Annotated in this window: 13 protein-coding genes and 1 pseudogene; 11 read left to right on the forward strand and 3 right to left on the reverse strand. The window is 64.3% G+C overall.

The features are described from left to right. Nucleotides 1–820: pseudogene (locus HMPREF2716_RS19130) on the reverse strand (transcription-repair coupling factor); the annotation flags it as partial. Nucleotides 821–959: 139 nt separating this feature from the next. Here HMPREF2716_RS19130 and HMPREF2716_RS19135 point away from each other — a divergent pair. The 11 genes from HMPREF2716_RS19135 to sthA all read left to right on the forward strand — a co-directional run bounded on the left by HMPREF2716_RS19135 (nucleotide 960) and on the right by sthA (nucleotide 12,857). Then, on the forward strand, nucleotides 960–2,426 hold the full coding sequence (locus HMPREF2716_RS19135) for a glyceraldehyde-3-phosphate dehydrogenase (protein WP_010793199.1): 1,467 nt from the start codon (nucleotides 960–962) through the stop codon (nucleotides 2,424–2,426). Between the two features lie 101 nt (nucleotides 2,427–2,527). After that, complete coding sequence (locus HMPREF2716_RS19140; RefSeq protein ID WP_003118089.1) at nucleotides 2,528–3,937, forward strand: amino acid permease; 1,410 nt, start codon at nucleotides 2,528–2,530, stop codon at nucleotides 3,935–3,937. Nucleotides 3,938–4,195: 258 nt separating this feature from the next. Further along, a complete protein-coding gene (locus HMPREF2716_RS19145; RefSeq protein ID WP_023517799.1) occupies nucleotides 4,196–5,533 on the forward strand; it encodes a Na(+)-translocating NADH-quinone reductase subunit A in 1,338 nt (445 codons plus the stop codon). Between the two features lie 3 nt (nucleotides 5,534–5,536). Next, the gene (locus HMPREF2716_RS19150) at nucleotides 5,537–6,748 is read left to right on the forward strand and encodes an NADH:ubiquinone reductase (Na(+)-transporting) subunit B (protein ID WP_003109478.1); all 1,212 of its coding nucleotides are present in this window, start codon (nucleotides 5,537–5,539) and stop codon (nucleotides 6,746–6,748) included. After that, nucleotides 6,741–7,526 (forward strand): Na(+)-translocating NADH-quinone reductase subunit C, encoded by a 786-nt coding sequence (locus HMPREF2716_RS19155; protein WP_003105182.1) that lies wholly within the window; start codon nucleotides 6,741–6,743, stop codon nucleotides 7,524–7,526. Before HMPREF2716_RS19150 ends, HMPREF2716_RS19155 begins: the two co-directional genes overlap by 8 nt. Next, nucleotides 7,523–8,197, forward strand: a complete 675-nt coding sequence (nqrD, locus tag HMPREF2716_RS19160; RefSeq protein ID WP_003119802.1) for an NADH:ubiquinone reductase (Na(+)-transporting) subunit D — start codon at nucleotides 7,523–7,525, stop codon at nucleotides 8,195–8,197. Before HMPREF2716_RS19155 ends, nqrD begins: the two co-directional genes overlap by 4 nt. After that, complete coding sequence (gene nqrE, locus HMPREF2716_RS19165) at nucleotides 8,197–8,805, forward strand: NADH:ubiquinone reductase (Na(+)-transporting) subunit E (protein WP_003091182.1); 609 nt, start codon at nucleotides 8,197–8,199, stop codon at nucleotides 8,803–8,805. Before nqrD ends, nqrE begins: the two co-directional genes overlap by 1 nt. Before the next feature lie 10 nt (nucleotides 8,806–8,815). Then, the gene (gene nqrF / locus HMPREF2716_RS19170) at nucleotides 8,816–10,039 is read left to right on the forward strand and encodes an NADH:ubiquinone reductase (Na(+)-transporting) subunit F (RefSeq protein WP_003113984.1); all 1,224 of its coding nucleotides are present in this window, start codon (nucleotides 8,816–8,818) and stop codon (nucleotides 10,037–10,039) included. Beyond that, a complete protein-coding gene (locus HMPREF2716_RS19175) occupies nucleotides 10,032–11,060 on the forward strand; it encodes an FAD:protein FMN transferase (protein ID WP_023517798.1) in 1,029 nt (342 codons plus the stop codon). The genes nqrF and HMPREF2716_RS19175 overlap by 8 nt, the downstream gene beginning before the upstream one ends. Continuing rightward, nucleotides 11,057–11,284: a (Na+)-NQR maturation NqrM gene (gene nqrM / locus HMPREF2716_RS19180; protein WP_023517797.1), complete on the forward strand. Its 228-nt coding sequence runs from the start codon at nucleotides 11,057–11,059 to the stop codon at nucleotides 11,282–11,284. Before HMPREF2716_RS19175 ends, nqrM begins: the two co-directional genes overlap by 4 nt. A 178-nt stretch (nucleotides 11,285–11,462) precedes the next feature. Beyond that, entirely contained in the window at nucleotides 11,463–12,857 is a 1,395-nt protein-coding gene (gene sthA, locus HMPREF2716_RS19185) for a Si-specific NAD(P)(+) transhydrogenase (RefSeq protein ID WP_003091177.1), read from the forward strand. 42 nt (nucleotides 12,858–12,899) lie between these two features. Here sthA and HMPREF2716_RS19190 read toward each other — a convergent pair whose 3' ends face one another. Together HMPREF2716_RS19190 and HMPREF2716_RS19195 are read right to left on the reverse strand one after the other, a co-directional pair. Further along, nucleotides 12,900–13,622, reverse strand: coding sequence for a glycerophosphodiester phosphodiesterase (locus tag HMPREF2716_RS19190; protein ID WP_023517796.1), 723 nt, complete (start codon nucleotides 13,620–13,622; stop codon nucleotides 12,900–12,902). After that, the gene (locus HMPREF2716_RS19195; RefSeq protein ID WP_023115228.1) at nucleotides 13,619–13,927 is read right to left on the reverse strand and encodes a hypothetical protein; all 309 of its coding nucleotides are present in this window, start codon (nucleotides 13,925–13,927) and stop codon (nucleotides 13,619–13,621) included. The genes HMPREF2716_RS19190 and HMPREF2716_RS19195 overlap by 4 nt, the downstream gene beginning before the upstream one ends. Nucleotide 13,928: the final 1 nt, after the last annotated feature.

Here is a 13,928-nt window from a genome sequence, read left to right on the forward strand (position 1 = left end):
AGTCGAAGAGGGTCGCGGTTTCCTCGAAGAACAGCGGCAGGTAGTACTCGATTCCCGAGGGTGTCAAACCGCTGGCGAGGTCCTGGTAGATCGGGCAGCGCCGGTAGTCGACGTCGAAGCGCTCGCGGAAGCGGCCGCGGAAACCGGTGACCGCTTCCTTGTTCAGGGGGAATTCGCGTGCCGGCAGCAGGCGGATCGACTCGACCTTGTCGATGGAGCGCTGGGTCTCCGGGTCGAAGGTGCGCAGGGTCTCGATCTCGTCGTCGAACAGGTCGATACGGAAGGGCAACTCGCTGCCCATCGGGAACAGGTCGATCAGTGCGCCGCGGACGGCGAATTCGCCGTGCTCGTAGACCGTGTCGACGCAGCGGTAGCCGGCGCCTTCCAGGCGCAGGCGCATCCGCTCGACATCGAGTTTCTGGCCGACGTCGAGGACCAGGCTGCTGCCGAGCAGGAAGCGGGTCGGCGCCAGGCGGTGCAGGGCGGTGGAGATCGGCACCACCAGCACGCCGTGCTTGAGCTGCGGCAACTGGTAGAGGGCGGCGATGCGCTGGGAAATGATGTCCTGGTGCGGCGAAAAGACGTCGTAGGGCAGGGTTTCCCAATCGGGGAAATGCAATACCGGCAGGTCGGGGGCGAAGAACCGCAGTTCCTGTTCCAGGCGTTCGGCATTCTGGCTGTCGGCGGTCAGCAGCAAGGTGAAGCGCTTGGCGGAACTGGCGGCCTCGGCGACAGCCAGGCTCAGCGCGGCACCGGGGAGGTTGCCCCAGTGTTGCTTGCCGGCGCTGGCCGGCAGGCTGGGAAGACGCAGTACGGACACGGGCAAGCTGGGCTCCGGTCGGGAATTTGACCCGCCGGATTGTAACTTTCCCGACTGCTGGATGTCAGTCTTCCGACTGCTGCAGATTGCCGAGCCTGGCCGGCGCGGTCATAATGTAGCCCCTTTTTTCATCCCCTACATGTGGAAGGTATTGCCCGTGACTCAGAAGCCCGACCAGTGTCTCGGTGAATGGATCGATCGTGAAGCCATCGCGGAAGCCATGATCCCGCTGATTGGCCAGCTCTACCGCAATAACAATGTGGTGACCTCGATCCATGGCCGTGGTCTGATCAACCGCTCGGTGATCGCGATCATGAAGGCGCATCGTTTCGCCCGTCATCGCATGGCTGATGACGCCGAGCTGTCGGTTCACGAGACGTTCCCGATCCTCAAGGCGATGAGCGAGCTCAAGCTGGGCGCCGCTTCCGTCGATCTGGGCAAGATGGTCGCCAAGTTCAAGGCAGAAGGTAACGGCCGCAGCATCGAGGACTTCGTCAAGGCCGAGCTGGCCGAGGTGGTCGGCAAGCAGAACGGCGATGCCCGCGAAGGCACCGACGTCGTGCTCTACGGCTTCGGCCGCATCGGCCGCCTGCTGGCGCGCATCCTGATCGAGAAGACCGGCGGCGGCGACGGCCTGCGCCTGCGCGCGATCGTCGTGCGCAAGGGTGCCGAGAACGACCTGGTCAAGCGGGCCAGCCTGCTGCGTCGGGACTCGGTGCACGGTCCGTTCGACGGCACCATCACCATCGACGAAGAAAACAACACGCTGACCGCCAACGGCAACCTGATCCAGGTGATCTACTCCAACGATCCGGCGTCGATCGACTACACCCAGTACGGCATCAAGAACGCCCTGCTGGTCGACAACACCGGCAAGTGGCGCGACGCCGAAGGCCTCGGCCAGCACCTGAAGTGCCCGGGGATCGATCGCGTGGTCCTTACCGCTCCGGGCAAGGGTGCGCTGAAGAACATCGTGCACGGTATCAACCACACCGACATCGGCGCCGACGACAAGATCATCTCGGCCGCCTCCTGCACCACCAACGCCATCGTGCCGGTGCTGAAGGCCGTCAACGACCAGTACGGCATCGTCAACGGTCACGTCGAGACCGTTCACTCGTACACCAACGACCAGAACCTGATCGACAACTTCCACAAGGGCAGTCGTCGTGGCCGCAGCGCGCCGCTGAACATGGTGATCACCGAGACCGGTGCCGCCACCGCCGCGGCCAAGGCCCTGCCGGTGCTGAAAGGCAAGCTGACCGGCAATGCGATCCGTGTGCCGACGCCGAACGTGTCCATGGCGATCCTCAACCTGAACCTGGAAAAGGCCACCACCCGCGAAGAGATCAACGAGTACCTGCGCCAGATGGCCATGCACTCGGACCTGCAGAAGCAGATCGACTTCGTCAGCTCCCAGGAAGTGGTTTCCACCGACTTCGTCGGTTCGCGCCATGCCGGCGTGGTGGACGCCGAGGCGACCATCTGCAACGACAACCGTGTCGTCCTGTACGTGTGGTACGACAACGAGTTCGGCTACAGCTGCCAGGTAGTGCGCGTGATGGAAGACATGGCTGGGGTCAACCCGCCGGCCTTCCCGCGTTGATGCGCAAGGCGTAGAGGAAAACGGGAGCTCTCGGGCTCCCGTTTTTCATTTCTGTGGATAACCAGAACAAGAAACTACTCACTTCGATTTAGGGTTTTTCAATGGATGGTCAACATCTGCACCAGGGCGAGCTGAAGCGTGGCCTGAAGAATCGCCACATCCAGTTGATCGCGCTGGGCGGGGCGATCGGCACCGGGCTGTTCCTCGGCTCGGCGGGCGTCATCAAGACGGCCGGCCCGTCGATGATCCTCGGTTACGCCATTGGCGGCTTCATCGCCTTCCTGATCATGCGCCAGCTCGGCGAGATGATCGTCGAGGAGCCGGTGGCCGGCTCCTTCAGTCACTTCGCACACAAGTACTGGGGCGGATTCGCCGGTTTCCTTTCCGGCTGGAACTACTGGGTGCTGTACATCCTGGTGGGCATGTCGGAGCTGACCGCGGTGGGCAAGTACATCCAGTATTGGTGGCCGGACGTGCCGACCTGGGCGACGGCGGCGGCGTTCTTCGTGCTGATCAACGCGATCAACCTGGCCAACGTGAAAGCCTTCGGCGAGACCGAGTTCTGGTTCGCGATCATCAAGGTAGCGGCGATCGTCGGCATGATCCTGCTCGGTATCTACCTGCTGGTCGGCGGCGGTGGCGGACCGCAAGCCTCGGTGAGCAACCTGTGGGACCGCGGCGGCTTCTTCCCCAACGGTCTCAGCGGCCTGGTGATGACCCTGGCGATCATCATGTTCTCCTTCGGGGGGCTGGAGTTGGTGGGTATCACCGCAGCCGAGGCGTCCGAGCCGCGGAAGGTGATCCCGAAGGCGATCAACCAGGTGATCTACCGGATCCTGATCTTCTATATCGGCGCCCTGGCGGTGCTGCTCTCGCTGTATCCATGGGACCAGTTGGTGGAGACCATCAACGCTTCCGGCGACGACTACAGCGGCAGCCCGTTCGTGCAGATCTTCTCGTTGATCGGCAGCGGCACCGCGGCCAACATCCTCAACTTCGTAGTACTCACCGCGGCATTGTCGGTCTACAACAGCGGCGTCTACTGCAACAGCCGGATGCTCTACGGCCTGGCCGCCCAGGGTGACGCGCCGAAGGTGCTGATGTCGGTGGACCGCCGGGGCGTGCCGGTGCTGTCGATCCTGGTCTCGGCGCTGATCACCTTCCTCTGCGTGATCGTCAACTACGTATTGCCGCACAAGGCGCTGGAGCTGCTGATGTCGCTGGTGGTGGCGGCGCTGGTGATCAACTGGGCGATGATCAGCCTGTCGCACCTGAAGTTCCGCGCGGCGATGAAGCGCCAGGGCGTGGACACCTTCTTCAAGGCGCTCTGGTCGCCGTTCAGCAACTACCTGTGCCTGGCCTTCGTGGTGTTCATCCTTGGCATCATGCTGATGATCCCCGGGATCAACATCTCGGTGTACGCCATTCCATTCTGGCTGCTGCTGATGTGGTTGTGCTACCGGGTCAAGCTGTCGCTGGCGGAAAGGCGCGGGCTCGGCCAGCAGGCCTGAGCCTGCGGGTGGCGCAGGACGGGAGCTTCGGCTCCCGTTTTTCATTTCGCACGGGCATGTTTTTCTGTCGTTTTCTGTTACGCGTTTCAAGACCCGGTGTGCGGCTTGGGTGGCTCCCGGGGAGGTGGCTCTTTATAATCCCGTGGTTACCTTGCGGGGCCATTCATCAATCGTGCCAATTCAGTACGTTGCGCGCGATGATGGTCATTTTCTGACTTGGGCCTCGTCTTTTTTGTCCACGACCACTAGGCACTAGACATGATCAAGATAAAACGTGGCCTGGACCTGCCCATCAGCGGCGCCCCCGAACAGCGCATCGAGGCAGCACACCCGGTACGCAGCGTGGCGTTGATCGGTTTCGACTACCACGGCATGAAGCCGACCATGGCGGTGCAGGTAGGCGACCGGGTGAAGCTGGGGCAGGCGCTGTTCACCGACAAGAAGAATCCCTCCGTCAGCTATACCGCACCCGGCGCCGGTGTGGTCAGTGCCATCCATCGTGGCGAGAAGCGCGTCCTGCAATCGGTGGTCATCGATCTCGACGGCGACGAGCAACTGGAGTTCGCCCGTTATCCCGCTGACAAACTCGCCACGCTGAGCGCCGAGCAGGTTCGCGACAACCTGTTGCAGTCGGGCCTGTGGACCGCGCTGCGGACCCGGCCGTTCAGCAAGGTGCCCGATCCCGAGTCCAGCCCCAGTTCGATTTTCGTCACTGCCATCGATACCCAGCCGCTGGCCGCCGATCCGCAGGTGGTTATCGCGGAGCAGGGCGAGGCCTTCCAGGCCGGGCTGACGGTGCTCGGGCGCCTGGCCCGGGTGTTCCTGTGCAAGGCGGAAGGCGTTTCGCTACCCGGCGAGGCGCTCTCCGGCGTGACCGCGCAAGCATTCTCCGGTCCGCATCCGGCGGGCCTGCCCGGCACCCATATCCACTTCCTTGACCCGGTGGGTGCCGGCAAGAGCGTGTGGAACCTGAACTACCAGGACGTGATCGCCATCGGCAAGCTGTTCACGACCGGGCAATTGTGGACCGAGCGGGTGATCGCCCTGGCCGGTCCGGTGGTGGAAAAGCCACGTCTGGTGCGCACCCGCTTGGGCGCCAACCTCGACGAACTGGCCGCCGGCCAGTTGCAGCCGGGCAACAACCGGCTGATCTCCGGCTCCGTGCTGGGCGGTCGCACCGCCCATGGCGCCTACGCCTACCTGGGGCGCTACCACCTGCAGTTGTCCTGTCTCAAGGAGGGCGACCAGCGCGAGTTCCTCCACTACCTGCGCGCCGGGGTGGAAAAGCATTCGCTGCTCAACGTGTTCGTCTCCAGGCTGCTCGGCGGCAAGCGCTTCGCCTTCACCACCAGCACCAACGGCAGCCCACGGGCGATGGTGCCGGTAGGTAACTACGAGGCGGTGATGCCGCTGGATATCCTGCCGACTCAACTGCTGCGCTACCTGATCGTCGGCGACACGGAAATGGCCCAGAAGCTCGGCGCCCTGGAACTCGACGAAGAGGACCTGGCGCTGTGCAGCTACGTCTGCGCCGGCAAGTACGAATACGGCCCGATTCTGCGGGACAACCTGGCACGCATCGAGCAGGAGGGCTGAGCCATGGGTTTGCGTAACCTGCTCGACAAGGTCGAGCATCATTTCGAGAAGGGCGGGCGCTACGAGAAGTGGTACCCGCTGTACGAAGCCGTGGACACCTTCCTCTATCGTCCCGGCAGCGTCACCCGCACCACTGCACACGTGCGCGACGGCATCGACCTGAAGCGCATGATGATCATCGTCTGGCTTTGCACCTTCCCGGCGATGTTCTTCGGCATGTACAACGTCGGCCACCAGGCCAACCTGATCTTCGCCCAGAGCCCCGACCTGTTGAGCGCCCAGGATGGCTGGCGCTTCGCCCTGATCGGCGCGCTGGCCGGGTTCGACCCGAACAGCCTGTGGGATTGCCTGGTCCAGGGCGCCGCGTACTTCCTGCCGGTGTACCTGACCACCTTCATCGTCGGCGGTTTCTGGGAGGTGCTGTTCGCCAGCATCCGCCGCCACGAGGTCAACGAAGGCTTCTTCGTCACCTCGGTGCTGTTCGCCCTGACCCTGCCGCCGTCCGTCCCGCTGTGGCAGGTAGCCCTGGGGATCAGCTTCGGCGTGGTGCTGGGCAAGGAAGTGTTCGGCGGCACCGGGAAGAACTTCCTCAATCCGGCACTGGTCGGCCGGGCCTTCCTGTTCTTCGCCTACCCGGCGCAGATGTCCGGCGACGCGGTATGGACCTCGGTGGACGGCTTCGCCGGCGCCACCTCGCTGAGCCTGGCCGCCGCCGGCGGGGTGGACAACATCCTCGGCCACGGCCTGACCTGGATGGATGCCTTCCTCGGCCACATGCAGGGTTCGATGGGCGAGACCAGCACCCTGGCGATCTTCATCGGCGGCGCCGTGCTGCTGCTGACCCGCATCGCCTCCTGGCGCATCGTCGCTGGGGTGATGCTGGGGATGGTCGCCATGAGCTACCTGTTCAACGCCATCGGCTCGGCCAGCAACCCGATGTTCGCCATGCCCTGGTATTGGCACCTGGTCACCGGCGGCTTCGCCTTCGGCATGATCTTCATGGCCACCGACCCGGTCTCGGCGTCCATGACCGATACCGGCAAGTGGCTGTTCGGCGCCCTGATCGGAGTGATGGTCATGCTGATCCGGGTGGTCAACCCGGCGTTCCCGGAAGGCATGATGCTGGCGATCCTGTTCGCCAACCTGTTCGCACCGCTGATCGACCATTTCGTCGTTCAGGCCAACATCAAGCGGAGGCTGGCGCGCAATGGCTAATCAAGAATCCACCACCCGCACACTGCTGGTAGCCCTGGTGGTGTGCCTGGTCAGCTCGGTGTTCGTCGCCGGCGCGGCGGTGGCGCTGAAGCCGACCCAGGCGGAAAACCGCCTGCTCGACAAGCAGCGCAGCATCCTCGCCATCGCCGGTCTCGGCGAGCCGGGCATGTCCGGCAAAGAGGTCAAGGCGCTGTTCGACAGTCGCATCACCGCCAAGGTGGTCGACCTGCAGAGCGGCACCTTCAGCGATGCCCAGGACCCGCTCGGCTACGACCCGCTGAAAGCGGCCAAGGACCCGGCCCTGTCGGATGCGCTGCCCGCCGCCGAGGACATCGCCTCGATCAAGCGCCGCGAGCGCTATACCACGGTCTACCTGGTGGAGACCGACGGCAAGCTCGACACCCTGATCCTGCCGGTGCGCGGCTACGGTCTGTGGTCGACCCTCTACGGCTTCCTGGCGCTCAAGGGCGACCTCAACACGGTCGCCGGCTTCGGCTTCTACCAGCATGGCGAGACCCCCGGTCTCGGCGGCGAGGTCGACAATCCGAAATGGAAGGCGCTGTGGGTCGGCAAGACCCTCTACGACGCCCAGGGCGATCTTGCCGTACAGATCATCAAGGGCTCGGTGGACCCGCAATCGGCGAAGGCGACCCACCAGGTCGACGGCCTGGCCGGCGCCACCCTGACCAGCAAGGGTGTCGACAACCTGCTGCATTTCTGGCTCGGCAAGGACGGTTTCGACGCCTTCCTCGCCAATCTGCGCAAAGGGGAGGCGTGATGGCTGCTCAACCCACGATCCGCGAAGTCCTGTTCAATCCGGTCTTCCAGAACAATCCGATCGGCCTGCAGATCCTCGGGATCTGCTCGGCGCTGGCGGTAACCTCGAACCTGAAGACCGCCACCGTCATGGCCATTGCCCTGACCCTGGTGACCGGCTTCTCCAACCTGTTCATCTCGATGATCCGCCGGCAGATTCCCAGCTCGATCCGGATGATCGTGCAGATGGTGATCATCGCCTCGCTGGTGATCGTCGTCGACCAGGTGCTCAAGGCCTATGCCTATAGCCTGAGCAAGCAGCTCTCGGTGTTCGTCGGGCTGATCATCACCAACTGCATCGTGATGGGTCGCGCCGAAGCCTTCGCCATGGCCAACCCGCCGCTCGTGTCGTTCTTCGACGGCATCGGCAACGGTCTCGGCTACAGCGCCATGCTGCTGGTGCTGGGCTTCGTCCGCGAGCTGTTCGGCGCCGGCAAGCTCTACGGCATCAGCGTGTTGCCGACGGTCAACGATGGCGGCTGGTACCAGCCGAACGGCCTGCTCCTGCTGCCGCCTTCGGCGTTCTTCCTGATCGGCCTGATCATCTGGGCCCTGCGGACCTGGAAGAAAGACCAGGTCGAGGCCCCGACCTACAAGATGGCCCCGCAGGTATCCAGCAAGGAGGCTTACTGATGGAGCACTACATCAGCCTGTTCGTGAAGGCCGTGTTCGTCGAGAACATGGCGCTGGCGTTCTTCCTCGGCATGTGTACCTTCATCGCCATCTCGAAGAAGGTGGAGACCGCCATCGGCCTGGGTATCGCGGTGATCGTGGTGCAGACCATCACCGTGCCGGCCAACAACCTGATCTACACCTACCTGCTCAAGGACGGCGCGCTGGCCTGGGCCGGGCTGCCCGAGGTGGACCTGAGTTTCCTCGGCCTGCTCAGTTACATCGGGGTGATCGCCGCCATCGTGCAGATCCTCGAGATGCTCCTCGACAAGTACGTACCCAGCCTCTACAACGCGCTGGGCGTGTTCCTGCCGCTGATCACGGTGAACTGCGCGATCATGGCCGGCTCGCTGTTCATGGTCGAGCGCGACTACAACCTTGCCGAGAGCACGGTGTACGGCGTCGGCTCGGGCTTTTCCTGGGCGCTGGCGATCGCCGCGCTGGCGGGTATCCGCGAGAAGCTCAAGTACAGCGACGTCCCCGAGGGCCTGCAGGGCCTGGGGATCACCTTCATCACCATCGGCCTGATGTCGTTGGGCTTCATGTCGTTCTCCGGCGTGCAGTTGTAAGGAGAGGCCCGTGATCGGATTCGAGATTTTCCTGGCCATCGGCATGTTCACCGCCATCGTCCTGGGCCTGGTGGCGATCATCCTGGTCGCCCGCGCCAAGCTGGTGTCGAGTGGCGACGTGACCATCCAGATCAACGGCGAGCACAGCCTGACCGTGCCGGCCGGCGGCAAGCTGCTGCAAACCCTGGCGGCGAACAACGTGTTCCTGTCTTCCGCCTGCGGCGGCGGCGGCACCTGCGCGCAGTGCAAATGCGTGGTGGTCGAGGGCGGCGGCGAGATGCTGCCCACCGAGGAGTCGCACTTCACCCGGCGCCAGGCGAAGGAAGGCTGGCGCCTGTCGTGCCAGACGCCGGTCAAGCAGGATATGCAGATCCGCGTGCCTGAAGAGGTCTTCGGGGTGAAGAAATGGGAGTGCACGGTGGAGTCCAACCCCAACGTCGCCACCTTCATCAAGGAACTCACCCTGCGCCTGCCGGACGGCGAGAGCGTGGACTTTCGTGCCGGCGGCTACGTGCAGCTGGAATGCCCGCCGCACGTGGTCGAGTACAAGGACTTCGATATCCAGCCGGAATATCGCGGCGACTGGGACAAGTTCAACATGTGGCGCTACGTGTCGAAGGTCGACGAGACGGTGATCCGCGCCTACTCGATGGCCAACTACCCGGAAGAGAAGGGCGTGGTCAAGTTCAACATCCGCATCGCCTCGCCACCGCCAGGCAGCGACCTGCCGCCGGGGCAGATGTCGTCCTGGGTGTTCAACCTCAAGCCGGGCGACAAGGTCACCGTGTACGGGCCGTTCGGCGAGTTCTTCGCCAAGGATACCGAGGCCGAGATGGTCTTCATCGGCGGCGGCGCCGGCATGGCGCCGATGCGTTCGCACATCTTCGACCAGTTGCGCCGGCTCAAGTCGAACCGCAAGATCAGCTTCTGGTACGGCGCGCGCTCGCTGCGCGAGGCCTTCTATACCGAGGAGTACGACCAGCTGCAGGCGGAGAACCCCAACTTCCAGTGGCACCTGGCGCTGTCCGACCCGCAGCCGGAGGACAACTGGACCGGCCTGACCGGTTTCATCCACAACGTGCTGTTCGAGAACTACCTGAAGGACCACCCGGCGCCCGAGGACTGCGAGTTCTACATGTGCGGCCCGCCGATGATGAATGCCGCGGTGATCAAGATGCTCACCGACTTGGGCGTGGAGCGCGAGAATATCCTGCTGGACGATTTCGGTGGCTGAGCGTTTCCGTCCGCTTGCCATGGCCGGACTGGCAGCGTTGGCGCTGGTCCTGGCCGGTTGCGGCGACACCCTGGAAAGCTTCGGCGGCCCGACCATGGGCAGCACCTATTCGATCAAGTACGTGCGCGGCGCCTCGGCGCCCGACGTCCAGACGGCGAAAGCCGCGGTGGAGGCGATCCTCGCCGAGGTCGACCGGCAGATGTCCACCTACCGCGACGACTCCCTGGTCTCGCGTTTCAATGCGCTGCCGGCGCAGTCCTGCATGGAGCTGCCGCCACCGATGCTGGAGTTGCTGCGCTACGGCGGCGAGCTGTCGGAGCAGAGCCAGGGCGCCTTCGACATGACCGTCGAGCCGCTGATGAACCTCTGGGGTTTCGGTCCGCAGGCGCGGGTGGAGAAGGTTCCCAGCGCCGAACAGATCGCCGCGGCGCGCCGTGACGTCGGCCATCGACACCTGCGCATCGACGGCCAGCGCCTGTGCAAGGACGCCGCCGTACAGCTGGACTTCGACAGCATCGCCGCTGGCTATACGGTGGACGCGGTAGGCGAACGCCTGAAGGAGCTTGGCGTGCGCAGCTACCTGGCGGAAATCACCGGCGAGTTGAAAGCCGAAGGGCGCAAGCCGGACGGCACGCCCTGGCGCATCGCTATCGAAGCGCCGCGCGAGGGCCAGCGGGTCGCCCAGCAGGTGCTGGCGCTGGACGGCTACGGCGTCTCGACCTCGGGCGATTACCGCAACTATTTCGAAGAGAACGGCCAGCGCTATTCGCACACCTTCGACCCGCGCACCGGCGCGCCGATCGACCATCACCTGGCTTCGGTCACGGTGATCGATCCGTCGACGCGCAACGCCGACGGCCTGTCGACCCTGCTGATGGTGCTCGGTCCGGAAGAGGGCTACCGTTTCGCCGAGAAGCACCGACTGGCGGCGCTGTTCATCAGTCGCCAGGGCAACGGTTTCGACAGCCGCACCACGCCACGCTACGAGCAACTGTTCGGCAACCAAGGAGAACGTCCATGACCTGGCTACTGGTCTTCGTCATCATGCTGCTGGTGGTCTTCGGCATGTCCATCGGCGTCATCATGGGCCGCAAGCCGATCGCCGGTTCCTGCGGCGGCATCGCCAACCTGGGGCTCGAGAAGGAATGCTCGATCTGCGGCGGCGACCGACAGAAATGCGAGGAAGCCAACCGCGACGAATCTGTAGTGCCCGGAAAACTCGCCTACGACGCGACCAAACGCTAATGTGCGACATTTCGCACAGGGCGTAACATATGCCCGCCTCGAGGTCGGACCGAGCCTTGCCCGGCGAATGCCGTCGTTCGCACCGACCCGATGATCGAATCGATCCGCCGCGCACATGTTGTGCAGCGGCTTTGCCGGAGGCGCCAGTGGGCGCCTCGGCCTGTTCTGAGGAGTACGCATGGCTGTCTACAACTACGACGTGGTGATTTTGGGCACGGGTCCGGCGGGCGAAGGGGCGGCGATGAACGCCTCCAAGTACGGACGCAAGCTGGCGGTAGTCGACAGCCGTCGCGTGGTCGGAGGCAACTGCACGCACCTCGGCACCATTCCTTCCAAGGCCCTGCGCCACTCGGTGAAGCAGATCATCGAGTTCAACACCAACCCGATGTTCCGCCAGATCGGCGAGCCGCGCTGGTTCTCCTTCCCCGACGTGCTGAAGAGCGCCGACCGGGTGATCTCCAAGCAGGTCGCCTCGCGTACCGGCTACTACGCGCGCAATCGCATCGACATGTTCACCGGCACCGCCAGCTTCGTCGACGAACGCACCGTCGAAGTGGTGACGCCGAGCGGCGCGGTGGAGCGCCTGGTCGCCGACCAGTTCGTGATCGCCACCGGCTCGCGCCCGTATCGTCCTTCGGACATCAATTTCAACCACCCGCGGGTCTACGACAGCGACACCATCCTGTCCCTGAGCCACACCCCGCGCCGGCTGATCATCTACGGAGCCGGGGTGATCGGCTGCGAATACGCGTCGATCTTCAGCGGCCTGGGCGTGCTGGTGGACCTGATCGATACGCGCGACCAGTTGCTCAGCTTCCTCGATGACGAGATTTCCGATGCGCTGAGCTACCACCTGCGCAACAACAACGTGCTGATCCGCCACAACGAGGAGTACGAGCGCGTCGAGGGGCTGGATAACGGCGTCATCCTGCACCTGAAGTCGGGCAAGAAGATCAAGGCGGACGCGCTGCTCTGGTGCAACGGCCGGACCGGCAACACCGACAAGCTCGGCCTGGAGAACGTCGGCATCAAGGTCAACAGCCGTGGCCAGATCGAGGTGGACGAGAACTACCGCACTTCGGTGAGCAACATCTTCGCCGCCGGCGACGTGATCGGCTGGCCGAGCCTGGCCAGCGCTGCCTACGACCAGGGCCGCTCGGCCGCCGGCAACATCGTCGAGAGCGACAGCTGGCGCTTCGTCAACGATGTGCCGACCGGCATCTACACCATTCCGGAGATCAGCTCGATCGGCAAGAACGAAAGCGAACTGACCGCGGCGAAGATTCCCTACGAAGTGGGCAAGGCGTTCTTCAAGGGCATGGCCCGGGCGCAGATTTCCAACGAGCCGGTGGGCATGCTGAAGATCCTGTTCCATCGCGAGACCCTGGAGATCCTCGGCGTGCACTGCTTCGGCGACCAGGCTTCGGAAATCGTCCACATCGGCCAGGCGATCATGAACCAGCCGGGCGAGCTGAATACCCTGAAGTACTTCGTCAACACCACCTTCAACTACCCGACCATGGCGGAAGCCTATCGGGTAGCGGCGTTCGACGGCCTCAACCGGCTTTTTTGAAGGACTCCGGCCGGCGGCCTGAGCCGGCCGGAGGGGATGTGCTCAGCGATTCCCGAGGGTGGCGCTGGCCAAACCGGGAAAGTCTGTGATCAGGCTGTCCACGCCGAAGTCGGCGAGCCGGCGCATCAGCGCCGGTTCGTTGACCGTCCACACCGAGACGTGAAGCTCCTGGCGCTGGGCCTTGAGCAGGCGTTCCGGGGTGCATAGGGTCCAGTTCAGGGCGAGCAGGGCACAGCCATAGTGCTGGGCGACCTTCAGCGGGTCGAGCCAGGCGTATTCGGCGACCAGCCCGCGCGACAGCTCCGGGGTCAGTTCGTTGAGGGCCTTGAGCACGGTCCGCGAACCGCTGGTGACGGTGACCTTGTCGCGGTTGCCGAAGCGCTCGGTCAGCTCCCTGATCCGCGTTACCGTCCGCGCCGCGCGTTCGCGCGAGGCGCTCTTCACTTCCAGTTGCCAGTGCTCGAACGGGCACTTCTCGAACAACTCCTCCAGCCGCGGGATCGGCGTCGGCCGTACCCAGCCGGGGCCGCCCTTGCGCGCGTCGTAGGTGACCAGGGTGGCCGCGTCGTGTTCGGCGACCTTGCCGCGGCGGCCGGTGGTGCGCTTCAGGGTCGGGTCGTGGATCACCATCAGTTCGCCGTCGCGGGACAGGTGCAGGTCCAGTTCGCAACGGTTGACGCCATGCTCCAGGCAGCGCTGGAAGCTGGCCAGGGTGTTTTCCGGCGCTTCGCCCTTGGCGCCGCGATGTCCATAGATGAGAGTCACTGTGGCTCCTTGTTCGAGGGTTGCGCGGGATTCCGCGGCCGATGATGGCGAACGCTGTCGAGCACCCGGCCGCTTTCGAAATATACCGAGAAGTCGCGGTAATCCCAGCGCACGATGGGCGGCTGGCCGACCGCGGGATGTTCCTCGTCGGCCAGGCCGAAGCGTTGCAGCACGGCTTCGCGGCTTTCGCCGTGCGCGGGCAGGGCGACCTGGGTATCGCCCTGGGCGCCCAGCGGAATGCTCAGGGTGTCGGCGAACAGCGGCGGGGCGAGGAGGAGGGAGCACAGCAGTAGCGAACGGAGCATC

Origin of the sequence: Pseudomonas sp. HMSC076A11, from assembly GCF_001810205.1 — a bacterium.
In the GTDB taxonomy this organism is placed as follows: domain Bacteria; phylum Pseudomonadota; class Gammaproteobacteria; order Pseudomonadales; family Pseudomonadaceae; genus Pseudomonas; species Pseudomonas aeruginosa.